Source organism: Kitasatospora sp. NPDC088391, from assembly GCF_044753345.1.
GTDB lineage: Bacteria > Actinomycetota > Actinomycetes > Streptomycetales > Streptomycetaceae > Kitasatospora.
In genome coordinates this window covers 247,896-273,641 of the sequence record NZ_JBIVNB010000009.1, presented here as the reverse complement: position 1 = coordinate 273,641, position 25,746 = coordinate 247,896, and the positions used below count along the sequence as shown (strand labels likewise).

The following is a 25,746-nucleotide window of genomic DNA, read 5'->3' as shown; positions in this document are numbered from 1 at the left end:
GTAGGGTGCCCTGGGTACACAGCACATCCAGTACTGGGGAGTTGACCGTGACCACGCCCGGCGACAACGGCGCAGCGCCCGACGAGGCGGGCCAGGACGACCCCTTCGCCTACCTGTACCGGCCCGCCGACGGCGAGCAGCCGGTCGCCGAGCGCCCGCGCACCGGGTACCAGCGCCCGATGGAGGTCGGCCGCGCCACCTACGGCGAGCGGCCCGCGTACGCCCAGCCCGGCCCGCCGCCCGGGTACGGTCCCGGCCCCGGCGCGGAGCCCACCGCGGCGCTCCCCCCGCAGCAGAGCCGGTACGCCGAGCGCTCCCGCCCCCGTCCCGGCGAGGACCGGCCGATGGGGCGCGGCAAGGCCGCCGTCATCGGCGCCGTCGCGGTGGTCGCCGCGATCGCGATCGGCGCGGGCGTCGCACTCTCCGGCGGCGGCGACGAGAAGGGCGGCAAGGCCGCCCCCGTCGGCCACAGCACGGGCGCGCCGGCCCCGACCGGCACCGGCGCGGCCGGGGCCAGCCCCTCGGCGAGCGCCAGCGCGTCGTCGGCGCCGGTCAGCGACGCCACCAAGCTGCAGGCGCAGGGCGCGGCCACCGACAGCGCGGTCAAGGGCGCGGTCTCCGCGGACGGCTCGTACCTGACCCTGCAGGGCGGCTCCACCGTCACCTGGACGGTCAACGCCGACGCCGCGGGCCAGGCCAAGCTCTGGCTGCACTTCAACAACACCGGCGCGGACCAGCCCGCGCAGGTCCTGGTCAACGGCAAGGACCACCCCAACGGGGTGGTGCTGAAGAACTACGGCAAGAACACCGACCCGGCGATGTCCTGGTTCAGCACGAACATATGGCCCACCCTGCAGGCGGGCCCGAACACCATCACGCTGACCCTCCCGGCGGGCGCCGGCCCCGTCCTGCTGGACCAGGTCGCGCTCACCCCGATGTCGGTGAACACGTACCCGACCCGGTAGGGCGGGGCGGCGGGGCGCGCTCAGAACCGGGCGGAGACCACCCGGGCCAGCTGCTCGACGGTCGCCGCCATGGCGGTCCGGGCCGCGGTCAGGCCGGGCCGGGGGTCGCTCGCCGTCGGGTGGGCGGCCAGCCGGGCGCGGACGGCGGGGGTGTAGGCGAGGTTCAGCGCCGTCCCGATGTTGATCTTCACCATGCCGGCCGCGACCGCCTCGGCCAGGCTCGCGTCGGGCACGCCCGAGCTGCCGTGCAGCACCAGCGGGACGGGGACGGCGGCGGCCAGCTCGCGGATCAGCGCGTGGTCGAGCGAGGCCGTCCGCGCGGTCATCGCGTGCGAGGAGCCGACCGCCACCGCGAGCGAGTCCACGCCGGTGTCGGCGACGTAGCGGGCCGCCTCGGCGGGGTCGGTGCGGGCCCCGGGGGCGTGCGCGCCGAGCGGGGGCTCGCCGTCCTTGCCGCCGACCCGGCCGAGCTCGGCCTCCAGGTGCAGGCCGTGGCGGTGCGCCCAGGCGGTGGCCTCGGCGGTGGCCTTGACGTTCTCGTCGTGCGGCAGCGCGGAGGCGTCGAACATCGCGGAGGAGAACCCGGCGGCGGGCGCGGCCCGCAGCAGGTCGACGTCCTCGACGTGGTCGAGGTGCAGCGAGACGGGGACCTCGGCGGCGGCGGCGACCTCGGCGCAGGCGCGGGCGATCGGCAGCAGGCGGCCGCCGCGGAAGGCGATCGCGTTCTGGCTGAGCTGGAGGACCACGGGCGTGCCCGCGGCCTCGGCGCCGGCGGCGATGGCCTCGGCGTGCTCCAGGGTGATCACGTTGAAGGCGGGCAGGCCGCGGCGTTCGGCGGCGGCGGCGGCGAGCAGGTCGGAGGTGGGGACGAGGGGCACGGCAGGGGCTCCCGGTGGGGTGAGTAGCGGGGCGCAGGTTCCGCTGCTCACCCGACCGTGGAACCGGGCGGGAGGACCGGGTGCCGCCCCTCCGCGGGGCGGCGCCGGGTCAGGCCGGGTTGCCGGCCCTGGCGAAGCGGTCCGCGCCGACGATCCACTCGCCGCGGCGCATGACGGCGGCGAGTTCGTAGCTGTCGGAGTCGAGGACGACCAGGTCGGCGTTCTTTCCGGCCTCCAGGGTGCCGATGGTGTCGGCCAGGCCCAGCAGGCGGGCCGGGACGGTGGACAGCGAGGTGACGGCCTGGTTCAGGGACAGGCCGAGGACGGTGACGGCGCGCCGGAAGGCGACGTCCAGGGTGAGGGTGGAGCCGGCGATGGAGCCGCCCTCGACCAGGCGGGCCACGCCGTCCTCGACCCGGACCTGGAGCGGGCCGAGCGGGTACAGGCCGTCGCCCATGCCGGCGGCGCCCATCGCGTCGGTGATCAGCGCGACGCGCTCGGCGCCGGCCGTGCCGTAGGCGAGTTCGACCACCGAGGGGTGCAGGTGGATGCCGTCGTTGACCAGCTCGACGGTGACCCGCTCGTCCTCCAGCAGGGCGACGATCGGGCCGGGGGCGCGGTGCTGGATGCCCGGCATCGCGTTGAACAGGTGGGTGGCGACGGTGGCGCCGGCGTCGACCGCCCGCAGGGTGGTCTCGTAGTCGGAGTCGGTGTGGCCGACGGCGGCGATGATGCCCAGCTCGGACAGCATCCGGACCGACTCCAGGCCGCCGGGCAGCTCCGGGGCCAGGGTGAACATCTTCGTGTGGCCGCGGCCCGCGTCGGCGAGCTTGCGCACCAGCGCCGGGTCCGGGTCGCGCAGCAGGTCGGGGCGGTGGGCGCCGCACCGGTTGTGCGAGATGAACGGGCCCTCGAAGTGGATGCCGGCCAGGACGCCGTCCTCCACCAGCTCGGAGAGCACCGCCGCCTGCCGGCAGACCTCGTCGATCTCGCCGGTGACGGTGGAGGCCATCGTCGTGGTGGTGCCGTGCTCCAGGTGCGCGCGGGCGGCGGTGAGTGCCTCCTCGGCGATGCCGGAGGCGTACGAGGCGCCGCCGCCGCCGTGCACGTGCAGGTCGACGAAGCCGGGGACGACGGTGTAGCCGGTCAGGTCGAGGTCGCTCGGCTCCGCCTCGCCGCCGAGGCCCGCGACGCGGGTGCCCTCGACGGAGATCCGGCCCGCGTCGATCACCCCGCCGGGCAGGACCAGTCGGGCTCCGGCCAGTGCAGTACGGTCCGCGGTCACGCGGTCACCTCCATGGAGAGCAGATCCCAGGCGAGCAAGCCTGCGCCCAGGGACGCGGCGGTGTCTTTGAGCATGGCCGGTACGACCTTCGGGGGCATCTGGAAGGTCAACCGCTCGGAGACCGCGGCGCGCAGGGGGGTGAAGAGCGTGTCACCGGCTTCCGCCAGCCCGCCGCCGACGATCACCGTCGACGGGTCGAGCAGGCTCTGGGCCAGCACGATGCCGTCGGCGAGGGCGTCGACCGCGGTCCGCCAGACCTCGACCGCCCGCGGGTCGCCGGCGTCGACGGCGCTCGCGCAGGCGGCGGCGTCGGCCTCCGGGTCGCCGCTGGCGCCGGCCCAGGCGCGGGAGACCGCGGAGGCCGAGGCCAGGGTCTCCAGGCAGCCGCGGGCGCCGCAGCCGCACAGCGGCCCGCCGGGGCGGACCACCACGTGGCCGATCTCGCCGCCGTAGCCGTGCGCACCCGCCTCGATCGAGCCGTGGATGCCGATCGCGCCGGCGATGCCGGTGCCCAGCGCGATGAACAGGAAGCGGTCGACTCCCTGTCCGGCGCCGATCCGCCCCTCGGCGAGCCCGCCGGAGCGGACGTCGTGGCCGAGGGCGACCGGGATGCCGCCGAGGCGCTCGCCGAGCAGCTTGCGCATCGGCAGGTCGCGCCAGCCCAGGTTCGCGGAGAAGACCGCGATCCCGTTCTTCTCGTCGATCGTTCCCGGCACGGCGACGCCCGCCGCGAGGGGGGCGGCACCGAACCGGGTGCGGCCCTCCTGCGCCAGGTCGGCGGCGAAGTCGAGGATGGTGGCGACGACGGCGTCCGTGCCGTGCTCCCGCCCGGTCGGTCGGCGTGCTTCGAACAGCACGGAGCCGTCCTGGGCGACCAGCGCGGCCTTCATGCCGGTGCCGCCTACATCGAGTGCGATGACGTGCTTCACGGGGGACAGTTTCCCTTGGCCAGGTCGAAGAGGTCTAGTCCAGTTGCTCGATTGGTCTGGTCCTGAGAGGTGAGGTTTATCGCTCTTTGGAATCTCCTGGGGGTTTTGCGTTCCGGGGCGCGGCGGCCCCGGGGGGTCAGGACAGCACGATGGAACGGGTCAGGTTGCGCGGCCGGTCGGGGTTCAGGCCGCGGTGCTCGGCCAGCGCGACGGCCAGCCGGTGCACCCGGACCAGGTCGGCCAGCGGGTCCAGGCCGCCGGTCCGCGAGTCGGCCACCAGCGTGCCGCCGACCGCCGCCACCTCGTCCGCCAGGCCGTCCGGCAGCTCGCCGAACGCCCAGGCGGCCCGGCCGGGGGCGGTGATGGAGATCGGGCCGTGCCGGTACTCCATCGCCGGGTAGGACTCGGTCCAGGCCAGCGCGGCCTCGCGCATCTTCAGCCCGGCCTCCTGGGCCAGGCCGTTGGTCCAGCCCGCGCCGAGGAAGGAGATCTGCTCCAGCGCGACCAGCTCGGCCGGCACCTGCCAGGCCACGGCCCGCTCGGCGTCCGCGGCCGCCCGCTCGACGGTGGCGACGCCGGGCGGCAGTGCGCCCTCGGCCTCCAGGTGGGCCCGGAGCAGGGCGACCACGGTGGTGGCGAAGCGGGTCTGCACCACCGAGGACTCGTCGGCGAAGCCCAGGTCGACCAGGTCGCCGGCCACCGCCGCGACCGGCTGGTCCGGGCAGGCGGTGATCGCGGTGCTGGGCAGGTCGGTGGCGGCCAGCAGGCGTAGCACCTCGGTGGTGGTGCCGGAGCGGGTGATCGCCAGCACCCGGTCGTAGCGGCGGGCGAGCGGGAACTCGGAGGCGGCGAAGGCGTCGGTCTCGCCGTGGCCGCCGGCCTCGCGCAGCGCGGCGTACGCCTGCGCCATGAACCACGAGGTGCCGCAGCCGACCACGGCCACCCGCTCGCCGCGCCGCGGCAGGCCGGCCGGGCCGGTCGCCGCCAGCGCCGCGGCGGTGCGCCAGTTCTCGGGCTGGGTGGCGATCTCCTCGCCGGTCAGGGACAGGTGCGGCATGGGTGGGGACTCCTCTGGCTTCGGCGGAGCAGGCTGTGTGCGCAAAGCTGATTGATTTATAGCTGTTTCGAGCACGAGTGCGCAATGCATCGGGAGTGCTCCCGGTGTGCGAAGCTGTCCCGACCGCGAACCGCACGGTCGGGAGGAGCAGGACGGTGTCCAGGTACGAACGGTGGAACGCACTGCTGGAACTGCTGGCCGAACACGGCAAGTTGGACGTGGAGGAGGCGGCCGGCGCACTGGACGTCTCGGCCGCGACCATCCGCCGCGACCTGGACCAGCTGGCCCGCCAGCAGATGGTCACCCGGACCCGGGGCGGAGCGGTGGCGCACAGCGTCTCCTACGACCTGCCGCTGCGCTACAAGACCGCCCGCAACGCCGACGCCAAGCAGCGGATCGGCGCGCTGGTGGCGGGCCTGGTCGAACCCGGCGAGGTGGTCGGCCTGAACGGCGGTACCACCACCACCGAGGTGGCCCGGGCGCTGGCCGTCCGCCCCGACCTGGCCGAGCAGGGCGAGAGCGGCCAGAGCCTGACCGTGGTCACCAACGCGCTCAACATCGCCAACGAGCTGACGGTCCGTCCGCAGGTGAAGATCGTGGTCACCGGCGGGGTGGCCCGCCCCCAGTCCTACGAGCTGATCGGCCCGCTGGCCGCCCAGGTGCTCGGCGAACTCGCCCTGGACACCGCGGTGCTGGGCGTGGACGCGATCGACGTCGAGCACGGCGCCACCGCCCACCACGAGGGCGAGGCGGCGATCAACCGGCTGCTCGCCGAGCGCTCCCGCCGGGTCGTGGTGGCCGCCGACTCCTCCAAGCTCGGCCGCCGCGCCTTCGCCCGGATCTGCGGCCTGGACCGGGTCGACACCCTGGTCACCGACGAGCAGGTTCCGGCCGAACTGGCGGCCGCCTTCGCCGAGGCCGGGGTGACCGTCCTGACCGCCTGACGGTTCGGGTGGGTGCGACCGTTTTGGTCCGGCCGGTTTCCGCATAGCGGACGGAAAAGGACCCGGTGTTGCGCTGGGCGCAACGGGATCTGACACTTCGATAACTTCCGTCACTACAGGTCTGGACCACTACGGCACGGGCTGTCAGGGTCGCCGCTGTTACCCTCCCGAAGGCGGTCCACCTTGAAGCGAACAGCGCTGATCCCCCTGCCCCTCGTCGGATGCCTGCTGCTCACCGGCTGCGGTCTCGTCTCCGGTGCGAGCGGGGTGACGCTCACCGTGGTCGCCGCCGACTACGGCGACGGCCCGGCGAACTCCAGCACCGCCTACTGGACCCAGCTCGCCAAGGACTTCGAGGCCGCCAACTCGGACATCAAGGTCAAGGTCGACGTGGTGCCCTGGCCCGACATCGACAAGCACGTCGCCCAGCTGATCGCCGACGGGAAGATCCCCGACGTGGTGCAGACCGGCGGCTTCGCCGACCAGGTCACCGCCGATCGCCTCTACCCCGTCGGCGACGTGCTCTCCATCGACACCCAGGCCAACCTGCTCGACTCCTTCAGCAAGGCCGGACAGGTGCTCGGCAGCCAGTACGGCATCCCGTTCATCTCCTCCAGCCGGGTGTTCGTCTACAACAAGGCGATCTTCGACAAGGCCGGCATCACCGCCCCGCCCACCACCTGGGAGGAGCTGCGCAAGGACGCCGACCTGGTCAAGGCCAAGGTCCCCGGCGTCACCCCGTACGCGCTGCCGCTCGGCCCCGAGGAGGCCCAGGCCGAGTCGATGATCTGGTCGATGAGCGGCGGCGGCGCGCTCTCCGACAACGTCGGCAACTACACCATCGACAGCCAGCCCAACCGCGAGACCTTCAAGTGGCTGCGCACCAACCTGGTCGACAAGGGCCTCACCTACGCCGACCCCGGCAAGGTCAACCGGGCCACCGCCTTCGAGGACTTCGTCAACGGCAAGGTCGCCATGCTCAACGGCCACCCCGGCCTGCTCAAGGCCGCCGCCGGCAAGGTCCAGTTCGGCACCGCCGCGATCCCGCGCAAGGACAAGACCGTCAAGCCGGTCGCGTTCGGCGTCGCCGACTGGCTGATGGCCTTCAAGGCCAACGGGCACCGGGCGGAGATCAAGAAGTTCCTCAACTTCACGCTCGGCAAGCAGAACACCCTCAAGTTCGACGAGGAGTACAACCTGCTCCCCGTCACCCAGGACACCCTCGACGAGCTGTCCGCCAACCCCGCGCACCAGGACCTCACCGAGTTCCTCAAGGTGCTGCCCACCGCCAACTTCTACCCCTACGGCGACCCCTCCTGGGACAAGGTCAGCAGCCTGCTCAAGCAGCGGATGGGCGAGGTGGTCCGCCCCGGCGGCAACGCCGACGGGGTGCTCGGCGAACTGCAGAGCTCCGCCGCCGCCGAGTCCTCCCGGGCCCGCAAGAGCGGCTGACCGGAACGGGGCACCGGTCCGGCGGGGGCCGACACCCCGGGCGCTTAGCCTGGGGACATGGCCGAACTGACCGAACGCGACCGGGCGGTGCTCGCCCTGGAAGCCCGCGGGTGGCGGACCGCCGGCGCCAAGGAACAGGCGATCCGGCAGGAGCTCGGGATCTCCGCCACCCGCTACTACCAGCTGCTCAACGCCCTGCTCGACCGCGCCGAGGCGCTCGCCCACGACCCCGTCCTGGTCAACCGGCTGCGCCGGGTCCGGCAGGCCCGGCGCGAGGCCCGGCAGTGACCGGACACCGCCCGCCCGGGCCCGCCGCCCGGTAGCGTCTCGGCCATGGGAATCGCCGAACAGCTCACGTCCCCGGCCGGCCGCGACGGACTCGCGGGCCTGCTCGCCGACCCGCGCGCCGCCGTCGTCGGACTCGACTTCGACGGCACGCTCGCCCCGATCGTCGCCGACCCCGAGCAGGCCCGCGCCCACCCCGGCGTGGTCCCCGCGCTCGGCGCGCTCGCCCCGCTGGTCGGGGCCGTCGTCATCGTCACCGGGCGCCCCGCCGCGACCGCCGTCGCGCACGGCGGCTTCGCCGGCGCCCCCGGACTGGAGCACCTCACCGTCCTCGGCCACTACGGCGCCGAGCGCTGGGACGCCGCGACCGGCACCGTCACCGCCGCCCCGCCGCCGCCCGGCGTCGCCGCCGTCCGGGCGGCGCTGCCCGGGCTGCTCGCGGACCTCGGCGCCCCCGCGGGGACGTTCGTGGAGGACAAGGAGCGGGCGGTCGCCGTGCACACCCGGCGCGCCCCCGACCCGGACGGGCTGCTGGCCCGGCTGAGCGGCCCGCTCGGCGAACTGGCGGGCCGGCACGGCCTGGTCGTCGAACCCGGCCGGATGGTCCTCGAACTGCGGCCCCCCGGCGTCGACAAGGGCGTCGCGCTGCGCGGCTTCCTCGCCGAGAAGGCCGCCGGCCCGGTGCTGTTCGCCGGCGACGACCTCGGCGACCTGGCCGCCTACGCGGAGGTCGCCCGCCGCCGCGAGGCCGGCCTCCCCGGCCTGCTGGTCTGCAGCGGCCCGGTCACCGGCGAACCCCCGGTGGCGGCCCTCGCCGACCGCGCCGACCTCGTGGTGGCGGGGCCGGCCGGGGTGGTGGACGTGCTCGACTCGCTCGCGGAGCTGCTCGGCCGGTAGCGCGGCCGCGCCGGGGCTCAGAGGGCGTTCAGCTGGTCCAGGAACCACTGCTGGGGCGGTAGGGCCGTCGCCGCCGCCGCGAGCCGCTTGGTGCGGTCGGCGCGTTCGTCGGCCGGCATGGCGAGGGCCTCGGCGAGGGCGTCGGCGGTGGCGGTGACGTCGAAGGGGTTGACGGTGATCGCGTCCTCGCCGAGCTCCGCGTACGCGCCGGCCTCGCGGGACAGGACCAGGGCGCAGCCGCGGTCGGAGACCACCGGGACCTCCTTGGCGACCAGGTTCATGCCGTCCCGGATCGGGTTGACCAGGGCGACGTCGGCGAGCCGGTACGCGGCCAGCGAGCGCGGGAAGTCGTCGTCGAGGTGGAGCAGCACGGGCTGCCAGTCGGCGGTGCCGAACTCGGCGTTGACCTCGCCGGCGAGCCGGCCGACCTCGGCGGTGTAGTCGCGGTAGGCGGCCAGGTCGGTGCGCGAGGGGTAGGCGAAGGCGACGTGGACCACCCGGTCGCGCCACTCGGGGCGGGTGCGCAGCAGGTGCCGGTAGGCGAGCAGGCCGCGGACGATGTTCTTGCTCAGCTCGGTGCGGTCGACCCGGACGACGGTGCGCCGGTCGCCGACGGCCGCGCGCAGGGCGGTCAGCCGCTCGTCGACGTCGGGCCGGTGGGCGCGCTCGCGCAGGAAGTCGCCGTCGGCGCCGAGGCCGTGCACGCCGAGCCGGGTGGTGCGGCCGCCGTGCGTGACGGTCAGCGCGGCCCGGTCGACCTCGGCGCCGAGGACGGCCGCGCAGCAGTCGGCGAAGGCGAGCGCCCAGCGACGGGTCAGGAAGGCGGCCCGGTCGGCGCCGAGGATGCCCTCCAGGACAGTGGCGGCCACGTCGTCGGGGAGCAGCCGGTAGTAGTCCGGCGGGGCCCACGGGGTGTGCGAGAAGTGGCCGATCCGCAGGTCGGGGCGGAGGGCCCGGAGCAGCGCCGGGGCCAGCGACAGGTGGTAGTCCTGGATCAGCACGGCCGCGCCGGGGGCGGCCTCGGCGGCCAGCGCCTCGGCGAAGGCGGTGTTGTAGGCGAGGTAGCCGGCCCACTCGGTGCGGAACTCCGCGCCGAAGGCGGGTTCGACCGGCATCTCGTACAGCAGGTGGTGGACGAACCACAGGGTGGAGTTGGCGACGCCGTTGTAGGCGCGGGCGAAGGTCTCCGGGTCGATGTCCAGCATCCGGACGGCCTGTCCGCCGACGTCGTGCCCGGCCAGGTCGAGCCGCCCGTCGGGGGCCTGCCGGGCGGCGGCGCGGTCGGCGTCGGAGAGCGCGGCGCACACCCACACCGCCGAGGGGTCGTCGATCGCGGACAGCCCGGAGACCAGCCCGCCGCCGCCTCTGCGCAGGCTCAGGGTGCCGTCGTCCTCCGCGCGGAAGGACACCGGCCCGCGATTGGAGGCCACCAGGATCGGGGCGGCTCCGGACGACTCGGGACGTTCGGTCACGTGATCGGCCATACAGCCAACCTTGCCGTGCGACCGCCGCAGCAAACCACTCGACGCGGCCCGGGCGGGGGCGGTCAGCGGTCGCGGTACTCCGGGACGGTGGCCATCGGGGGGCGTTCGGCGGTCGGGACGGGGTGGGTGCGGGGGGTGAAGCCGGCGGGGGTGCGGGTGTACTGGGTGAGCAGCGGGCGGACCAGGTCGGGACCGGCCTTGAGGCGGTCGGTGCGGTCCAGGCGTTCCAGGGCGGTGCGGTAGATGGTGGCGGCCATCCGGCCGAGGGCCTGGCCGTCCTGGTGGCGGTGGTGCCGGACGCCGACGTCGACCTGGGCCAGCGCGTCCAGTCCGACCAGCTCCAACGCGTCGACCAGTAGGCCGAGTTCGACGCCGTAGCCGGTCGGGAAGGGCAGCCGCTCCAGCAGGCTGCGGCGGGCCGCGTACTCGCCGCCGAGCGGCTGCACGAAGCCGGCCAGCTGCGGCCAGTGCAGGTTGAGCAGCGGGCGGGCGACCAGCTCGGTGACCCGGCCGCCGCCCGCCGGGACGACCGCGCCGTCGGCCTCGAACGGCCGGTCGTACATCGCCTTGACCAGCTGCAGGCCGGGGTCGGTGAGCAGCGGGCCGACGATGCCGGAGACGAACGCCGGGTCGAACTCGCGCAGGTCGGCGTCCACGTAGCAGACGATCGCGCCGCGGGTGGCGAACAGGGAACGCCAGAGCACCTCGCCCTTGCCGGGGCCGGCCGGCAGCCGGGGCAGCACGCTGTCGCGGTGCACCACCCGGGCGCCGGCCGCGGCCGCCGCGGCGGCGGTGCCGTCCACCGAGCCGGAGTCGACCACCACCAGCTCGTCGACCAGCGGGTGACGCTCCATCAGCTCGGACCGGATCGCGCCGACGATCGCGCCGACGGTGGGCTCCTCGTCCAGCGCGGGCAGCACCACGGAGACCGTGCCGGCCGGGCCGGCGGCGCGCTTGGCGGCGAGCAGGGCGGCGAGCGGCCGGTCGGCGGCCGTCCACGACCTGCGGCGCAGCCAGTCGGCCACCTCCGGCAGTACCCCGGGCTCGGGCTGCTCGGCCAAGGTCTCGCTCCCTGTCTCGGTTCGTCTCGGGTGTCGGACGGCAGGTGGGTCCACCGCCGCCTTCGGATACAGTCTTCGTAATGCGGTCGGACCTTCGCACGTCGGGGTCGCTCGCAGCGTACGACCACAACTTCACAGAGCTCATCCAGAGGGACTGAGGGAACGGCCCGTTGAAGTCCCGGCAACCCTCCCGTGCGGCCAGCAGGCCCGGCGGGACAGGTGCCAATTCCGTCCCGGACGCGACCGCGCTCCGGGGAAGATGAGGAGAAAGGGCCTCGCCACCATGGCTGCTGACACCGCCGCACCTTCCGCCGTCGACCTCGGTCCGGCCACCGCGCTGTCCTGTCGGGAGTGCGGCACGCGCTTCCCGCTCGGCCCGAGCTTCGCCTGTCTGGAGTGCTTCGGCCCGCTGGAGATCGCCTACGACTACGCGGGCTACGACGCCGAGGAGCTGCGCAAGCGGATCGAGGCCGGCCCGGCGTCGATCTGGCGCTACGCCCCGCTGCTGCCCGTTCCCGCCGACGTCGCGGGCAAGCCGAACCTGAACCCGGGCTGGACCCCGCTGGTCAAGGCCGACAACCTGGGCCGCGAGCTGGGCTTCACCGCGCAGCTGCACATCAAGGACGACTCCGGCAACCCCACCCACTCCTTCAAGGACCGGGTGGTGGCCTGCGCGATCGAGGCCGCCCGCGCCTTCGACTTCACCACCCTCTCCTGCTCCTCCACCGGCAACCTGGCCGGCGCGGTGGGCGCCGCCGCCGCCCGGGCCGGCTTCAAGTCCTGCGTGTTCATCCCGCACGACCTGGAGCAGGGCAAGGTCGTGATGGCCGGCGTGTACGGCGGCGAGCTGGTCGGCATCGACGGCAACTACGACGACGTGAACCGGTTCTGCTCCGAGCTGATCGGCGACCCGGCCGGCGAGGGCTGGGGTTTCGTCAACGTCAACCTGCGCCCGTACTACGGCGAGGGCTCCAAGACGCTGGCCTTCGAGATCTGCGAGCAGCTCGGCTGGCGGCTGCCCGAGCAGATCGTCATCCCGATCGCCTCCGGCTCCCAGCTCACCAAGATCGACAAGGGCCTGCAGGAGCTGATCAAGCTCGGCCTGGTCGAGGACCGGCCGTACAAGATCTTCGGTGCCCAGGCCGAGGGCTGCTCCCCGGTCTCCGCCGCCTTCAAGGCCGGCCGTGACGTGATCAAGCCGGTCAAGCCGGACACCATCGCCAAGTCGCTGGCGATCGGCAACCCGGCCGACGGCCCGTACGTGCTGGACATCGCCCGCCGCACCGGCGGTGCGGTCGAGGACGTCACCGACGCCGAGGTGGTCGAGGCGATCAAGCTGCTGGCCCGCACCGAGGGCATCTTCGCCGAGACCGCGGGCGGCGTCACCGTCGGCGTGCTGAAGAAGCTGGTCGAGACGGGTCAGCTGGACCCGGCCAAGGAGACCGTCGCGATCAACACCGGCGACGGCCTGAAGACCCTCGACGCGGTCGCCGACGCCGGCATGACCGCCGTGATCCGCCCGACGCTGGAGTCCTTCCGCGCCGCCGGTCTCGTCACCGCCTGACCTCCAGCCGTAGGACCCCCACGCCGCCCGTACGCCGCCGCACGCCCGAGGAGCCCCGCATGAGCGCCACCGTCCGCATCCCCACCATCCTGCGCACCTACACTGGCGGCGCCGCCGAGGTCACCGCCGAGGGCGCCACCCTGTCCGCCGTCATCGCGGACCTGGAGGCGAACCACGCGGGCATCGCCGCCCGCCTGCTGGACGACACCGGCAAGCTGCGCCGCTTCGTCAACGTGTACGTGAACGACGACGACGTGCGCTTCGCCGAGGGCCTGGACACCGAGATCAAGGACGGCGCCTCGGTGTCGATCATTCCGGCGGTGGCCGGCGGCTGCTGAGGCCGTACCGCATTCACGTCGCCGCCGCCAGACCCGGAATTGCTTTTCCGGCCCGTCCGGCGGCGGCTTCGTGCGTAACGGTGCGCGTATCGGCGGGAATGCCGGCGGGCCGCGGTTTCCCACCTGGTGGGCCGCTGGAATTCGGCTCGCGGCGGAGCGGTAGAGTGCCGGTGCGGGCGTTCCCCGCCGCGGACCGGTTCAATCCTGATTTTCCGCACTGCCTCGCACACCGCCGCACTGCCCGCACCGCACCGTGCCCCGCCCGTTCAGGACCGCCTTCCGTCCCGGGTTCCGTCCCGGCTTCCGAGACGCGGGCCGGACCGTCCGCCGACCTTTCTGTCAGGCCGCCGTCAGAATTATCCCGGCGTTTTGCGGTGATGCGTCCGTTATGCCCGGTGGCAATTGTCGGCCGATGCTCCTTTCGCCCCGTCATATCCCCGGCCCGGCTTGGCCATTCCCGGAAATTAGGGCCTGTTGCAGAGGGCGCATATCCGGATACATTCAGCCGCGACAGAGGCTGCGCCGTACGGGGGGGAGTCCCCAGGCCGGCCTTCCAGACCTCCGGGTCCGCGTCCGCGGATCTCTGAAGGGCCAGCACAGCACAAGGGGAGTTCGGAATGGCTCAGGGCACCGTCAAGTGGTTCAACGCCGAGAAGGGCTACGGCTTCATCGCGGTCGACGGTGGAGCGGACGTGTTCGTCCACTACAGCGCGATCCAGATGGACGGCTACCGCACCCTGGAAGAGGGCCAGCGGGTCGAGTTCGAGATCTCGCAGGGTCAGAAGGGTCCGCAGGCCGACATGGTCCGGGCCCCCGGCGCCTGACGGCACCGGCAGACCGACAGCGCACGGCCCGGCGGGCCTGTTCCCGACGCATCGCGTCCGGGGGCAGGCCCGTCGGCCTTTCCGGGGGCGCGGACGCCCTTTCCGGGGCCCCGGCGGCGGCCTGCGGGTTTCCCCGGGGAGCCACCGGCGCGGGCCGAATGGGCTTGCACTCGACACCCGAGAGTGCTAATCATTGGCGTTAGCACTCGCAGTGTGAGAGTGACAAACGGACCGGGCCGGTGAGGCTCCGGAGGCGGTAGGGGAAGGGACCCCCGCTTCCTGGGCCGTCCGTCGCGGGCACCCCTTGGTCCGAGCAGTCGACCGTGTCCCGGAGGACCACTTCTGATGGCCAAGATCATCGCCTTTGACGAGGAAGCCCGCCGCGGCCTTGAGCGTGGCATGAACCAGCTTGCCGACGCCGTGAAGGTCACGCTCGGCCCCAAGGGTCGCAACGTCGTCCTGGAGAAGAAGTGGGGCGCCCCCACGATCACCAACGACGGTGTCTCCATCGCCAAGGAGATCGAGCTCGAGGACCCGTACGAGAAGATCGGCGCGGAGCTCGTCAAGGAGGTCGCCAAGAAGACCGACGACGTCGCGGGTGACGGCACCACCACCGCCACCGTGCTCGCCCAGGCGCTCGTCCGCGAGGGTCTGCGCAACGTCGCCGCCGGCGCCAACCCGATGGCCCTGAAGCGCGGCATCGAGAAGGCCGTCGTCGCCGTCTCCGACCAGCTGCTGGCCCAGGCCAAGGACGTGGAGACCAAGGAGCAGATCGCCTCCACCGCCTCCATCTCGGCCGCCGACACCCAGATCGGCGAGCTCATCGCCGAGGCGATGGACAAGGTCGGCAAGGAAGGCGTCATCACCGTCGAGGAGAGCAACACCTTCGGCCTGGAGCTCGAGCTCACCGAGGGCATGCGCTTCGACAAGGGCTACATCTCCGCCTACTTCGCCACCGACCTGGAGCGCATGGAGGCGAGCTTCGAGGACCCGTACATCCTCATCGCCAACTCCAAGATCTCCTCGGTCAAGGACCTCCTCCCGCTGCTGGAGAAGGTCATGCAGAGCGGCAAGCCGCTCGTCATCATCGCCGAGGACGTCGAGGGCGAGGCGCTCTCCACCCTGGTCGTGAACAAGATCCGCGGCACCTTCAAGTCCGTCGCCGTCAAGGCCCCGGGCTTCGGCGACCGCCGCAAGGCCATGCTCGGCGACATCGCCATCCTGACCGGCGGCACCGTGATCTCCGAGGAGGTCGGCCTCAAGCTCGAGAACGCCGGCGTCGACCTGCTGGGCACCGCCCGCAAGGTCGTCATCACCAAGGACGAGACCACCATCGTCGACGGCGGCGGCGACAGCGACCAGGTCGCCGGCCGGGTCAACCAGATCCGCGCCGAGATCGAGAACTCCGACTCGGACTACGACCGCGAGAAGCTCCAGGAGCGCCTCGCCAAGCTGGCCGGCGGCGTGGCCGTCATCAAGGCCGGCGCGGCCACCGAGGTCGAGCTCAAGGAGCGCAAGCACCGCATCGAGGACGCGGTGCGCAACGCCAAGGCCGCCGTCGAGGAGGGCATCGTCGCCGGTGGCGGCGTCGCCCTGCTGCAGGCCGGTGTCGCGTTCGACAAGCTGGAGCTCGAGGGCGACGAGGCCACCGGTGCCAACATCGTCCGCGTGGCCCTGGAGGCCCCGATCAAGCAGATCGCGACCAACGCCGGCCTCGAGGGCGGCGTCGTGGTCGAGAAGGTCCGCAACCTGCCCGCCGGCCACGGCCTGAACGCCGCGACCAACGAGTACGTCGACCTGATCGCCTCCGGCATCATCGACCCCGCCAAGGTCACCCGCTCCGCCCTGCAGAACGCCGCCTCCATCGCGGCCCTGTTCCTGACCACCGAGGCCGTCATCGCCGACAAGCCGGAGAAGGCCTCCGCGGCCGCCGGCGGCGGCATGCCGGGCGGTGACATGGACTTCTGATCCCCCGGGATCGGAACGTTCCGCTCGTTCGCTCGTGAGGGCGGTCTCCTTCGGGAGGCCGCCCTCGCGGCGTTCCCGCCCGGGCCGCCCCTTTCCCGCCGCCGGCACCGTTCGACTTCGAGTCGAGTACGGCGGAGTTCCCGCTGCCGTGGCGGAGTGCGGGACAATGGGCGGATGGCCAGTTCCGACATCGAAGCCGCCCTGCACAGTGCGCGGGCGTTGATCCTCGCCGACCTGACCGCCCGGGACGTCGCGGAGGCGGCGATCGTCTCGTTGGTGGAGGACGCCGTCACCCATCGCCGGTGGTGGCTCGAACAGTGGCCCGCGGGCTGCGAGTTCGTGCTCGGGCTGATCGCGCAGGACGTGCAGGACGCGCTGCTGGAGTCCTACGGGCGGTGGCCGCTGTGCACCGCCTGTGCCGAGGAGGAGGACGACCCGCACGCGCTGGGCGTCGAGCCGGAGTTGGGGCCGGACCCGCACTGGGTGTGCGGGAAGCGCGGGGTGGCCGTGGCGCCCGTCGGCGGGCTGGCGTGATCCTGATCGATCCGCCGGATTGGCCCGGCCACGGGAAGTGGTGGTCGCACCTGGTCAGTGACGTCTCGCTGGACGAACTGCACGCCTTCGCCGCCGCGTTGGGGGCTCCCGCGAAGGGCTTCGAACGGGATCACTACGACATCCCGGCGCACTGGTACGGGAGGGCGGTGGCGCTGGGCGCGACCCCCGTGGCCAGCCGGGAGCTGGTGGCCCGGCTGACGGCGGCGGGGCTGCGGGTGCGCAAGCACGGCGGGTGAGGGGCCGTCAGGCGGTGAGCCGGTCCAGTTCGGCGTGCATGTTGGCGCGGGCCTGCGCGTCGTAGCGCGCGTGCGCCTCGGGGGTGCGGAACAGGGCGGGCAGGGCGAGGAGTTGGCGCAGGATCGCGGCGCGCCCCTCGCGGAAGGCGTCCGGCGGGACGAAGGCGTACTCCTCGCGGACGGCGGCGGTGTAGGCGGCGTACTGCTCGGGGGGCGCGCCGAGGACCGCGAGGTCGGCGTCGCAGAGCACCTCGCCGTTGCGGTCGCCGGGGTCGGGGTGGTGGGTGGTGGTGAGGCGGACCAGGCGGGCGACCTCGTGCACCAGGGGTTCGGGCAGGCCCGCCTCGCGCAGGGCGCGGCAGGCGAGGCCCGCGCTGCGCTCCTCGTTCTCGGAGCGGTCGGGCCGGTAGACGGCGTCGTGGAACCAGGCGGCCAGCCGGACGGCGTCGGGGTCGTCGGCGTGCCCGGCGAATTCGTCGACCCGGTCCAGGACCGCCGCCAGGTGGGCGGTGGTGTGGTAGCGGCGCTGCGGCTCGGCCCAGCGGGCGAGCAGGTCGTCGGCGTAGGGCCCGGGGTCGGCGGTGGCACCGCAGCGGGTGAGCAGGTCGTGCCAGCGAGCGGACAGCGAGGCGGTCATGGCGGCCATTCTGCTCCCTCCGGGTTCCTGCCGGGGTCGGTGTCGCCGTCCCCGCCGGTGTGACCTAGCCTATATGTAGTTCGCCGACTTATGTCGCAGACTTGAGTACTCGACGGCCAGCGGCTATACATACTCGGTATGCAAGACGTTCCGCTGTTCCGAGGGGGAGCCATGACCGGATCACTCGCGCAGGCCGTCCTGCGCCTGGAAGGCGTCGGCCGCGTGCACGGCAAGGGCGCCGCCGAGGTGCACGCCCTGCACCCGATCGACCTGGAAGTACGGGCCGGGGAGTTCCTGGCCGTGATGGGGCCCTCCGGCTCCGGCAAGTCCACCCTGCTGGCCCTGGCCGGAGGCCTGGACCGCCCGTCCACCGGCCGGGTGCTGGTCGAGGGAACCCCGCTGGAGGGCCTGAGCCGGGCCGGGCTGGCCGACGTGCGCCGCCGCTCGGTCGGCTACGTCTTCCAGTCCTACAACCTCCTCCCGTCGCTAACCGCGGCCGAGAACATCGCCCTGCCGCGCGAACTGGACGGCGTCTCCGCCCGCGCCGCCCGCAAGGAGGCGCTCGCCGCGCTCGCCGAGCTGGGCATCGGCGACCTCGCCGACCGCTTCCCCGAGGAGATGTCCGGCGGCCAGCAGCAGCGGGTCGCGATCGGCCGCGCCCTGGCCGGCGAACGCCGCCTGGTGCTGGCCGACGAACCGACCGGCGCACTGGACTCGGCCACCGGCGAGGCCGTGCTGGAACTGCTCCGGTCCCGCTGCGACGCGGGCGCCGCCGCCATGATGGTCACCCACGACGCCACCCACGCGGCCTGGGCGGACCGGGTGGTCTTCCTGCGCGACGGCCGGATCGTCGACGAGGCCGTGCACCGCGCCCCGCAGCGGACGGGAGCGGCCCGATGAGCACCTGGCGCCCCCTGCTCCGGATCGCCCGCCGCGACGCCTGGCGGGCCAAGGGCCGCAGCGCCCTGGTCGCCGCGATGATCGCGCTGCCGGTCCTCGGTGCCACCGGCATCGACGTGGTCCACCGCAGCACCCAGCTCGCCCCCGCCGAGCGCGCCGACCGGCTGATGGGCCGGGCCGACGCGCTGATCGGCGCCCACGACCCCGGCCACACCCTCCAGCAGGCGGTGTTCCCGGCGGACGGCGTGGTCGTCCTGCCCCGCCGCCCCGCGGACGGGCCCACCGCCGAACAGAAGCGCGCCGTCGAGACCGAACCGGACGTCCTGCTGCGCGAACTGCTGCCCCAGGGCAGCACCCTCACCCCCGCCCGGACCGGCCCGGTCGCGGTGGTCGGCAGCAAGGACGGCCTGGCCTCCGTCGACACCTTCGAGGCCGACCTGGCCGGGCAGCTCTGGCAGGGCCGGATCGACCTGGTCTCCGGCCGGGCCCCCGCCGCCCCACACGAGGCCGCCGTCACCGCCGGCTTCCTGGACGCCACCGGCCTGCGGATCGGCGACAGCGCGGTCTTCCGCGGCCTGGAGTCCACCCCGTTCCGGCTGACCGGCGTGGTCGAGCACCCCGCCGACCTGAACAAGGTCGAACTGGTCGCCCGCCCCGGCGAGCTCTACCAGCCGCTGGACGCCGCGATGGCCGCCGCCGGCATCGCCCCGAAGACCGAGGGCGCCGAACAGGCCGCCGCCCGCAAGGCCGCCTGGCTGGTCACCCTGCCCGCCGGCGCCCCACTGGGCTGGGACAAGGTCACCGAACTCAACCGCTACGGCTACACCATGGCGAGCCGTCAGGTCGCCGCCCACCCGCCCGCCGACGCGCTGCACATGGAGGAGGGGGTCACCGAGAAGGAGGAGCGCGAGCGCCGGGTGATGACCATCGCCACCACCGCCGCGATGGCGCTGCTGGAGGTCGCCCTGCTGGCCGGACCGGCCTTCGCGGTCGGCGCCCGCCGGGCCCGCCGCCAACTCGCCCTGCTCGGCGCGGCCGGCGGCCGCCCCGGCCACGTCCGGACCGTGGTGCTCGGCGGCGGCCTGGTGCTCGGCGCGGTCGGCGCCGCCCTCGGCGCGGTGCTCGGCACCGGCCTGGTCGCCGTGCTGCGCCCGCAGATCGAGAGCTGGGGCGGCAGCCGCTTCGGCGCCCTGACGCTCCGTCCGCTCGACCTGCTGGTGATCCTGCTGGTCGGCGTCGCCACCGCGCTGGCCGCCGCCCTGCTGCCCGCCCTGCAGGCCGGCCGCCGCGAGGTGCTGGCCGGGCTCACCGACCGCGACCCGGCGCGCCGCTCCGCCCGCTGGGTGCCGCCGCTCGGACTCGCCGTCGCCGTCGCGGGCGCCGCGCTCGCCCTGTACGGCGCCGTGCTGGCCCCCGCCGGCGGGATGCCGGTGCTCGGCGGCCTGTCCGCCCGCACCCTCTGCGTGCTCACCGGCGGCGTGCTCGCCGAACTCGGCCTGCTGCTGGTCATCCCGCTGCTGCTGGCCGGCCTCGGCCGACTCGCCCGCCGCCTCCCGGTCGGCCCCCGGCTCGCCCTGCGGGACGCCTCCCGGCACCGCTCCCGGACGGCGCCCGCCGTCGCCGCGGTGCTCGCCGCCGTCGCCGGCGCGGTCGCCGTCGGCGTCCACACCGCCGGCGCCGAGGCCCAGGACCGGGCCACGTACCGGCTCGACCAGCCGCCCGGCGCGGTCCGGATCGACCTGTACGGCGACGCCGACGCGATGCCGCAACTGCGCACCGCGGTGCCCCAGGACATCCCGGAGCTCGGCGAGCGCGCCGACCTCTACCAGGCCGTCTACGTGTTCTGCGACAACTGCCAGTCCATGGTGACGGCGCAGGGCGGCAAGTCCTTCGAGGAGAGCCGCGGGCGCTCCGCGGTGGTCGGCGACGCCGCCGTGCTGCACAACCTGCTGGCGCTGCGCGACCCCGCCGCCGAGACCGCGCTCGCCGCGGGCAAGGCCGTGGTCACCGACCCCGCGTACCTGCACGACGGCAAGGTCGTGCTCCAGATGCAGGGCAACGCCATGGAGCCGAAGACCCTGCAGGTCGACGCGGTGCTGGTCGACCGCCCGGTCGGACAGCGCTACGCGCCGGTGGTGGTCCCGCCGCGGACGGTCGAGCGGCTCGGCCTGAAGACCGCGCCCGCCGGGGCGGTCTGGCTGCCCGCCGGACCGGTCTCCGAACGCGCCGAGCAGCGCGCCGCCGCCACCGTCGCCCGGCTCGCCCCGCACTCCGAGCTGAGGGTGGAACGCGGCTTCCGGGCCCAGGACAGCGTCATGCAGATCGCCATCAGCGGCTTCGCCGCCCTGGTCGTGCTCGGCGCCGCCATGGTCTCCACCGCGCTGGCCGCCGCCGACGCCCGCCGCGAGCGCGCCGTGCTCTCCGCGGTCGGCGCCCGCCCCCGCACCCGGCGCACCGTCGCCGGACTCCAGGCCGGACTGATCGTCCTGTTCGGCGCCCTGCTCGGCACCGTCAGCGGATTCGTCCCCGCCTACGCCCTGCTGCGCTCCCGGGTGGCCGGCATGATGGGCGCGCCCACCGTGCTGAACCCCGCCGACGTCCCCTGGGCGAGCATCGGACTGCTGGCCCTGGCCCTGCCGCTGTTGGCCGGACTGCTCGGCGCGGCCCGCCGGGACGACACCGCGGGCTGGCGCGGCTGACGGACCGGCGGTGCGCGGTCGGCGGCCGGGCGGGGTGGCGCGGATAGGCAGTCCGGCGATATATGTAGTCGTATGACCGAACGCGCCATGCAGGAGCCCACGCTGCTGCTGCTCACCGCCCTCGCCGACGCCCCCCGGCACGGATACGCGCTGATCCAGGAGATCGACGCGATCTCCGGGGGGCGGGTGAAGATGCGGACCGGCACCCTGTACGGCGCGCTCGACCGGCTGCTCCAGCAGGGCCTGATCGAGGTCTCCGCCGAGGAGATCGTCGACGGCCGGGCCCGCCGGACCTACGCCCTCACCGACGGCGGACGCGGCCTGCTGGCCGCCGAGGCCGAACGGCTGCGCACCGTCGCCGCCGAGGCGCAGCGCCGCCTCGGCGGCCTCGGCGCGCCCAAGGGGGCGACGGCATGAGCGCCGCCCTGCGCACCGCCCTCGCGCTCTACCCCGCCCGCTACCGCCGGGACCGGGGCGCCGAGCTCGCCGAGGTGTTCGCCGACACCACCGAGGGCGCCGGCCGCCTCGCCACCGCCCGCGAGGCGCTCGACCTGGCCGGCTACGGCCTGCGGATGCGGGTCGGCCTGACCACCACCGCCCTCGGCGGCCGGCTGCTCGCCGTCGCCGCCCCGCTGCTGGCCGGCGCGATGGTCGGCCTCAGCGCGCTGCCCGGCTTCGGCGACAGCCGCCTGCTGCACGTGAAGTGGGCCGCCCGCGCGGGCCTGCACGCCCCCTGGGGCGAACTGCCGGAGAACCTGGCCGTCCTCGGCCTGGCCGTCGTCCCGCTGCTGATCGCCGCCGCCGTCGTGACCGGCGCCTGGCGGGCCGCCCGCGTCCTGGCCGCCGGGGTCGCGCTGCTCGCCGCCGTCCGGCTCGGCTTCGCCGCCGTCCAGTACTGCGACTTCGGGCAGGACTACTACTGGTTCTTCCTCTACGAGGCCACCGCCCTGGTGCCCTACCTGCTGGGCGGCGCGATGCTGGCCGCCGCCCCCGCCGACCTCCTGGAGTCGCGCGGCCGCACCGACCGGCTGCTGGTCCTGGCCGGCGCGGCGGCCGGGTTCGCCGTCACCCGCGCCCAGGGCGGCTACGACACCCGCAACCTGATGGACGGCTGGTGGCCGCTGCTCCTGCTGCTGCTCCCGCTGCTGCTGGTGCTGTTCGCCGCCCGCGACCGGCTGCTGCCCGCCGCGCTCGGCCTGGCCGTGCTGCCGCTGACCGCCGCGTTCAGCCTCTTCTCGCTCTGGGAGCAGGTCGGCGGCATGTGGCGGCTGGCGCCCGCCGCGCTGCTCGTCTCCGCCACGCTGCTGCTGGCCGCCCGCCTGCTGGGCGGCGGACGGCGGGAGCGGGCCCTGGAGTTCTGAGACCGCACCCCCCGAGGCCGGTCCCCGGAGCGATGTCCGCTCCGGGGACCGGCCTCGGTCGTACGGTCCGCCGGGCACCGATCCGGCGGACCGGGACGAACGGGACGCGAACGGTGGAGGAAGCCCCGCCGAACGGCCGAGAGGGCTCGCCCGGCGCGGGCGGATGTGGCACGCTATCCGATATGTCTAGACCAATGTTCGAAGTCATCGCGCTGACCCCCCAGGACGCCAGGGCCGCCGAGTCGGGCGGCGCCGACCGCCTCGAACTGGTCACCGACATGGCCGCCGACGGACTCACCCCCGACCTCCGGGACTTCGCCGCGATCCGCGCCGCCGTCGACCTGCCGCTGCGCGTCATGCTCCGCCTCCGCGACGGCTTCACCCCCGGCGACCTCGACGCGCTGCTCGGACGGGCCGCCGCGCTGCGCGCCGAGGGCGCCGAGGAGTTCGTCTTCGGCTTCCTCGCCGCCGACGGCTCGGTGGACCTCGACGCCACCCGCGCCCTCGCCGAGGCGGTGGCCGGCGGCCGCTGGACCTTCCACCGGGCCATCGACCACAGCGCCGACCGCGCCGAGGTCCGCGCCGCCGTCGCCGACCTCCCCGGCCTCGACACCTTCCTCACCTCCGGCGCGGCCGCGGGCGTCGACGCCGGCCGCGAGGTGCTGGCCGGCGAACTCGCCAAGGCCGGCGAGCCCGGCTACCGCCAGCGGATCCTGGTCGGCGGCGGCCTCCGGGCCGAACACGTCCCCGACCTCCGCGCGGCCGGCTTCGACGCCTTCCACATCGGCGGCGCCGCCCGCGAGGGCGGCTGGACCGGCGCGGTCGACCCGGCGAAGGTCGCGCACTGGCGCGAGCTCATCGGGGGCTGAGGCGGCGCGGTGCCGCACTACCCCAGTTCGGCGGGCAGCGGCTCCGCGTGCAGGACCGTCAGGCCGGAGACCGCGCGGGTCAGGGCCACGTAGAGGCGGCGCAGACCGGTGCGGTGGTCGGGCTCGCCGGCCACCACCGCGGCGGGCTCGTCGAGGACCACGTGGTCGTACTCCAGGCCCTTGGCGAGGGAGGCCGGGACGAGGGTGAGGCGGGCCTCGGCGGTGGTCTCGGTGCCGGGGTCGAGGAAGGGCAGCCCTGCGGCGTCCAGCGCCGCGGCGAGGACCGGGACCCGGGCGTCCGCTGCGATCAGGCCGACGGAGCCCTCGTGCCGGAGGGCCGCCCGGCAGGCGTCGAGGACGGCGGCGTCCAACCCCTCGGTGCCGTCGGCGACGTGCCGCAGGACGAGCGAGCCGGGCGCCTCGCGGACCGAGGTCGCGGGGGCCAGCCCCGGGGCGATCGCGGGGAGCAGCCGGGAGGCGTAGGTGATCACCTCGTCGGGGACCCGGAAGCCGGTGGTCAGCTCCTCGACGTGCGCGCCGTCCTTGCCGAGGTGGTGCAGGGCCTCCTCCCAACTGCCGGTCGCCCAGGGGGTGGTGCCCTGGGCGAGGTCGCCGAGGACGGTCGCCGAGCCGGTGGTGCAGCGGCGGCCGACGGCCCGGTACTGCATGGGGGAGAGGTCCTGGGCCTCGTCGACCACCACGTGGCCGAGCGAGGGGGTGCGGTGCACCAGGTCGGCGGCCTCGTCGATCAGCACGGCGTCGGCGGCGGACCAGGGCGCGGTGCGGACCGAGCGCGGGGCCTTCGCCCACCGCAGCAGGGCCTGCTCCTCGTCGCTGAGCAGGCCGTCCGCGGCGGCGGCCAGGAACGCGGCGTCGGTGAGCAGCCGGTGCACCAGCTTGACCGGGTCGACGGCGGGCCAGCACGCCTTGACGACGGCCTTCACCGCGGCGTTGCGGGCCACCGCGTCCTGGACCCGGTCGTCGGGGGCCTCGCCGCCCTGCTCCATCTTGACCAGGACGGCGTGCGCGATCCGCTGCGGCAGCGCCTCCATGGCGGCCCCGTAGCGGATCTCCCGGTCCATCAACTCCCGGACGATCTCCTCCAGTTCGTAGGCGGGGACGCGCCAGCGGCGGGAGCCGCGGACCACCATGCAGGGCTCGGCGGGCACCGTGATCCCGGCCCGGACGGCGTTCCGCAGCACCTGGGCCATCCGGGCGTCGCCCTTGATCCGGGCGGTGTCGGCGGCGTCGGTGCCGCGCACCTCGACGTGGCCGACGAGTTCCTGCACGGTGGCCTGGGCGACGTCCAACTCGCCGAGGGCGGGCAGCACCTGCTCGATGTAGTGCAGGAAGGAGCGGTTCGGGCCGACCACCAGGGTGCCGGTCCGGGCCAGCCGGTCGCGGTGCGCGTACAGCAGGTACGCGACCCGGTGCAGGCCGACGGCGGTCTTCCCGGTGCCGGGGGCGCCCTGGACGCAGACGGTGCCGGAGATGTCGGCGCGGACGATCTCGTCCTGCTCGGGCTGGATGGTGGCGACGATGTCGCGCATCGGGCCGACGCGGGGCTTCTCGATCTCCGCGGCCAGCAGCGCGGACCGAGTGTCGGCCTCCTCCGGGTCGGACAGGTTCTCGTCCTCGTAGGCCGTCAACTCGCCACCGGTGTAACCGAACCGGCGCCGCTTGGCGACGTCCATCGGCTCGGCGCGGGAGGCCCGGTAGAACGGCTGGGAGACCGGGGCGCGCCAGTCGATCACCATCGGGTCGCCGCCGGCGTCGTGGACGTGCCGGCGGCCGATGTAGAAGCGCTCGCCGCCGCTGCCCTCGGACGCCGCCTCGCTGATCGCGTGCAGGTAGTCGAGCCGGCCGAAGAACAGCGGGGTGTGGGCGAGGTCGGCGAGCGCCTTGATCCGCTCGTCGACCTGCTTCTGCAGCACCAGGGCGGACACCCAGGTGCCGGTGACGTCGCTCAGGTCGAGCGCCTCGACGTCCGCGCGCATCGCCTTCAGGGCGGCCCGGGACTCGGCGAGGTGGGAGCGTTCGCGGCCCAGCGGATCGGCGTCGGCGGCGAGCGTGTCGGTGGGGGTGGGGGAGTGCACGGCGGACCTTCCCGGCCGCCCGGCATCCACGGGCGGCGGACTCGTCTTGGCTCACGGTGAAGGACACCGGCCGGTTTCCGAGCGGCCGGCACCTCCCACGGCTGCCGACGCGGCACCACGGTTCGGGAGGGGCAGACGGACGATCCTAGACCCGCCGCCGACCGGGGACCAATCGATTTCCCCTCCGGGATCACCCCGTACCGGGGTAGGGGGTCCGTACGCCGCGAGGACGACCCCGCCGCCGGACGGGCGGGTCTTTCGGCCGATTCCCCCGACCGGGTTGTGAACCTACCGTGGAGACATGACGACCGAACGAGTGAACTCGCAGGCCAGGGGCGCCTCGCCCGCCAACGAACGCCGCCGGCACCCGGTGGCCAACGCCGTCCGCAACGTCGGCATCGTGCTGGACACCGCCGCGCGCGTGCTCTTCCTCGGGCGCGACGGCGTCCGGCTCTAGCCGCC

The 25,746-nt window shown here is 74.3% G+C and carries 25 protein-coding genes and 1 riboswitch; of the genes, 17 read left to right on the top strand and 8 right to left on the bottom strand.

The genetic code is table 11. From position 1 onward, the window contains the following. The first annotated feature begins 47 nt into the window (after positions 1-47). Positions 48-965, top strand: coding sequence for a hypothetical protein (locus ACIQBJ_RS26095; RefSeq protein ID WP_400715194.1), 918 nt, complete (start codon positions 48-50; stop codon positions 963-965). 20 nt (positions 966-985) lie between these two features. Here the strand turns inward: ACIQBJ_RS26095 and ACIQBJ_RS26090 are convergent, their stop codons facing one another. The 4 genes from ACIQBJ_RS26090 to ACIQBJ_RS26075 all read right to left on the bottom strand — a co-directional run bounded on the left by ACIQBJ_RS26090 (position 986) and on the right by ACIQBJ_RS26075 (position 5,114). Then, positions 986-1,843, bottom strand: coding sequence for a ketose-bisphosphate aldolase (locus ACIQBJ_RS26090; protein WP_400715192.1), 858 nt, complete (start codon positions 1,841-1,843; stop codon positions 986-988). 109 nt (positions 1,844-1,952) lie between these two features. Continuing rightward, entirely contained in the window at positions 1,953-3,128 is a 1,176-nt protein-coding gene (nagA, locus tag ACIQBJ_RS26085; RefSeq protein ID WP_400715190.1) for an N-acetylglucosamine-6-phosphate deacetylase, read from the bottom strand. Continuing rightward, entirely contained in the window at positions 3,125-4,057 is a 933-nt protein-coding gene (locus ACIQBJ_RS26080; protein ID WP_400715188.1) for an ROK family protein, read from the bottom strand. Before ACIQBJ_RS26080 ends, nagA begins: the two co-directional genes overlap by 4 nt. Positions 4,058-4,193: 136 nt before the next feature. Beyond that, on the bottom strand, positions 4,194-5,114 hold the full coding sequence (locus ACIQBJ_RS26075) for an SIS domain-containing protein (RefSeq protein WP_400715186.1): 921 nt from the start codon (positions 5,112-5,114) through the stop codon (positions 4,194-4,196). 155 nt (positions 5,115-5,269) lie between these two features. Here ACIQBJ_RS26075 and ACIQBJ_RS26070 point away from each other — a divergent pair, with 155 nt between their 5' ends. The 4 genes from ACIQBJ_RS26070 (at position 5,270) to otsB (ending at position 8,692) form a co-directional block, all read left to right on the top strand. Beyond that, complete coding sequence (locus tag ACIQBJ_RS26070) at positions 5,270-6,058, top strand: DeoR/GlpR family DNA-binding transcription regulator (RefSeq protein WP_400715184.1); 789 nt, start codon at positions 5,270-5,272, stop codon at positions 6,056-6,058. Between the two features lie 183 nt (positions 6,059-6,241). After that, on the top strand, positions 6,242-7,510 hold the full coding sequence (locus ACIQBJ_RS26065; protein WP_400715182.1) for an extracellular solute-binding protein: 1,269 nt from the start codon (positions 6,242-6,244) through the stop codon (positions 7,508-7,510). 57 nt (positions 7,511-7,567) lie between these two features. Next, complete coding sequence (locus ACIQBJ_RS26060) at positions 7,568-7,798, top strand: DUF3263 domain-containing protein (RefSeq protein WP_400715180.1); 231 nt, start codon at positions 7,568-7,570, stop codon at positions 7,796-7,798. Positions 7,799-7,843: 45 nt separating this feature from the next. Further along, the gene (gene otsB, locus ACIQBJ_RS26055) at positions 7,844-8,692 is read left to right on the top strand and encodes a trehalose-phosphatase (protein ID WP_400715178.1); all 849 of its coding nucleotides are present in this window, start codon (positions 7,844-7,846) and stop codon (positions 8,690-8,692) included. Positions 8,693-8,709: 17 nt separating this feature from the next. Here the strand turns inward: otsB and ACIQBJ_RS26050 are convergent, their stop codons facing one another. Beyond that, positions 8,710-10,176, bottom strand: coding sequence for a trehalose-6-phosphate synthase (locus ACIQBJ_RS26050; RefSeq protein WP_400715176.1), 1,467 nt, complete (start codon positions 10,174-10,176; stop codon positions 8,710-8,712). A gap of 62 nt (positions 10,177-10,238) precedes the next feature. Continuing rightward, positions 10,239-11,237, bottom strand: a complete 999-nt coding sequence (locus ACIQBJ_RS26045) for a glucosyl-3-phosphoglycerate synthase (protein ID WP_400715174.1) — start codon at positions 11,235-11,237, stop codon at positions 10,239-10,241. A 138-nt stretch (positions 11,238-11,375) separates the two neighbouring features. Next, positions 11,376-11,503: riboswitch (SAM riboswitch) on the top strand. A gap of 17 nt (positions 11,504-11,520) precedes the next feature. On the opposite strand from ACIQBJ_RS26045, the gene thrC reads away from it, so the two are divergent. The 6 genes from thrC to ACIQBJ_RS26015 all read left to right on the top strand — a co-directional run bounded on the left by thrC (position 11,521) and on the right by ACIQBJ_RS26015 (position 16,722). Next, positions 11,521-12,801 (top strand): threonine synthase, encoded by a 1,281-nt coding sequence (gene thrC, locus ACIQBJ_RS26040; protein ID WP_400715172.1) that lies wholly within the window; start codon positions 11,521-11,523, stop codon positions 12,799-12,801. Between the two features lie 59 nt (positions 12,802-12,860). Then, positions 12,861-13,139, top strand: a complete 279-nt coding sequence (locus ACIQBJ_RS26035; protein ID WP_400715170.1) for a MoaD/ThiS family protein — start codon at positions 12,861-12,863, stop codon at positions 13,137-13,139. Positions 13,140-13,756: 617 nt separating this feature from the next. After that, positions 13,757-13,963 carry a cold-shock protein gene (locus ACIQBJ_RS26030; protein ID WP_400715168.1) on the top strand — a complete coding sequence of 69 codons (207 nt, stop codon included), beginning with the start codon at positions 13,757-13,759 and terminating at the stop codon, positions 13,961-13,963. Between the two features lie 345 nt (positions 13,964-14,308). Next, positions 14,309-15,931 (top strand): chaperonin GroEL, encoded by a 1,623-nt coding sequence (groL, locus tag ACIQBJ_RS26025; RefSeq protein ID WP_073811566.1) that lies wholly within the window; start codon positions 14,309-14,311, stop codon positions 15,929-15,931. A 174-nt stretch (positions 15,932-16,105) separates the two neighbouring features. Beyond that, complete coding sequence (locus ACIQBJ_RS26020) at positions 16,106-16,465, top strand: hypothetical protein (RefSeq protein WP_400715165.1); 360 nt, start codon at positions 16,106-16,108, stop codon at positions 16,463-16,465. Continuing rightward, a complete protein-coding gene (locus tag ACIQBJ_RS26015) occupies positions 16,462-16,722 on the top strand; it encodes a DUF4031 domain-containing protein (protein ID WP_400715163.1) in 261 nt (86 codons plus the stop codon). Before ACIQBJ_RS26020 ends, ACIQBJ_RS26015 begins: the two co-directional genes overlap by 4 nt. A 7-nt stretch (positions 16,723-16,729) precedes the next feature. On the opposite strand, the gene ACIQBJ_RS26010 is transcribed toward ACIQBJ_RS26015, so the two are convergent. Further along, positions 16,730-17,368 (bottom strand): hypothetical protein, encoded by a 639-nt coding sequence (locus ACIQBJ_RS26010; RefSeq protein ID WP_400715161.1) that lies wholly within the window; start codon positions 17,366-17,368, stop codon positions 16,730-16,732. Positions 17,369-17,530: 162 nt separating this feature from the next. Here ACIQBJ_RS26010 and ACIQBJ_RS26005 point away from each other — a divergent pair, with 162 nt between their 5' ends. The 5 genes from ACIQBJ_RS26005 (at position 17,531) to ACIQBJ_RS25985 (ending at position 23,188) form a co-directional block, all read left to right on the top strand. Continuing rightward, the gene (locus ACIQBJ_RS26005; protein WP_400715159.1) at positions 17,531-18,259 is read left to right on the top strand and encodes an ABC transporter ATP-binding protein; all 729 of its coding nucleotides are present in this window, start codon (positions 17,531-17,533) and stop codon (positions 18,257-18,259) included. After that, positions 18,256-20,958 (top strand): ABC transporter permease, encoded by a 2,703-nt coding sequence (locus tag ACIQBJ_RS26000; RefSeq protein ID WP_400715157.1) that lies wholly within the window; start codon positions 18,256-18,258, stop codon positions 20,956-20,958. Before ACIQBJ_RS26005 ends, ACIQBJ_RS26000 begins: the two co-directional genes overlap by 4 nt. Before the next feature lie 72 nt (positions 20,959-21,030). Continuing rightward, positions 21,031-21,375, top strand: coding sequence for a PadR family transcriptional regulator (locus tag ACIQBJ_RS25995; RefSeq protein ID WP_400715155.1), 345 nt, complete (start codon positions 21,031-21,033; stop codon positions 21,373-21,375). Beyond that, on the top strand, positions 21,372-22,319 hold the full coding sequence (locus ACIQBJ_RS25990) for a hypothetical protein (protein WP_400715153.1): 948 nt from the start codon (positions 21,372-21,374) through the stop codon (positions 22,317-22,319). Before ACIQBJ_RS25995 ends, ACIQBJ_RS25990 begins: the two co-directional genes overlap by 4 nt. A 182-nt stretch (positions 22,320-22,501) precedes the next feature. After that, complete coding sequence (locus tag ACIQBJ_RS25985) at positions 22,502-23,188, top strand: copper homeostasis protein CutC (RefSeq protein ID WP_400715151.1); 687 nt, start codon at positions 22,502-22,504, stop codon at positions 23,186-23,188. A 17-nt stretch (positions 23,189-23,205) separates the two neighbouring features. On the opposite strand, the gene ACIQBJ_RS25980 is transcribed toward ACIQBJ_RS25985, so the two are convergent. Next, entirely contained in the window at positions 23,206-25,284 is a 2,079-nt protein-coding gene (locus tag ACIQBJ_RS25980) for a HelD family protein (RefSeq protein ID WP_400715149.1), read from the bottom strand. 301 nt (positions 25,285-25,585) lie between these two features. Between ACIQBJ_RS25980 and ACIQBJ_RS25975 the strand changes: the two genes are divergently transcribed. Beyond that, complete coding sequence (locus ACIQBJ_RS25975) at positions 25,586-25,741, top strand: hypothetical protein (RefSeq protein ID WP_400715147.1); 156 nt, start codon at positions 25,586-25,588, stop codon at positions 25,739-25,741. Positions 25,742-25,746 lie beyond the last annotated feature (5 nt).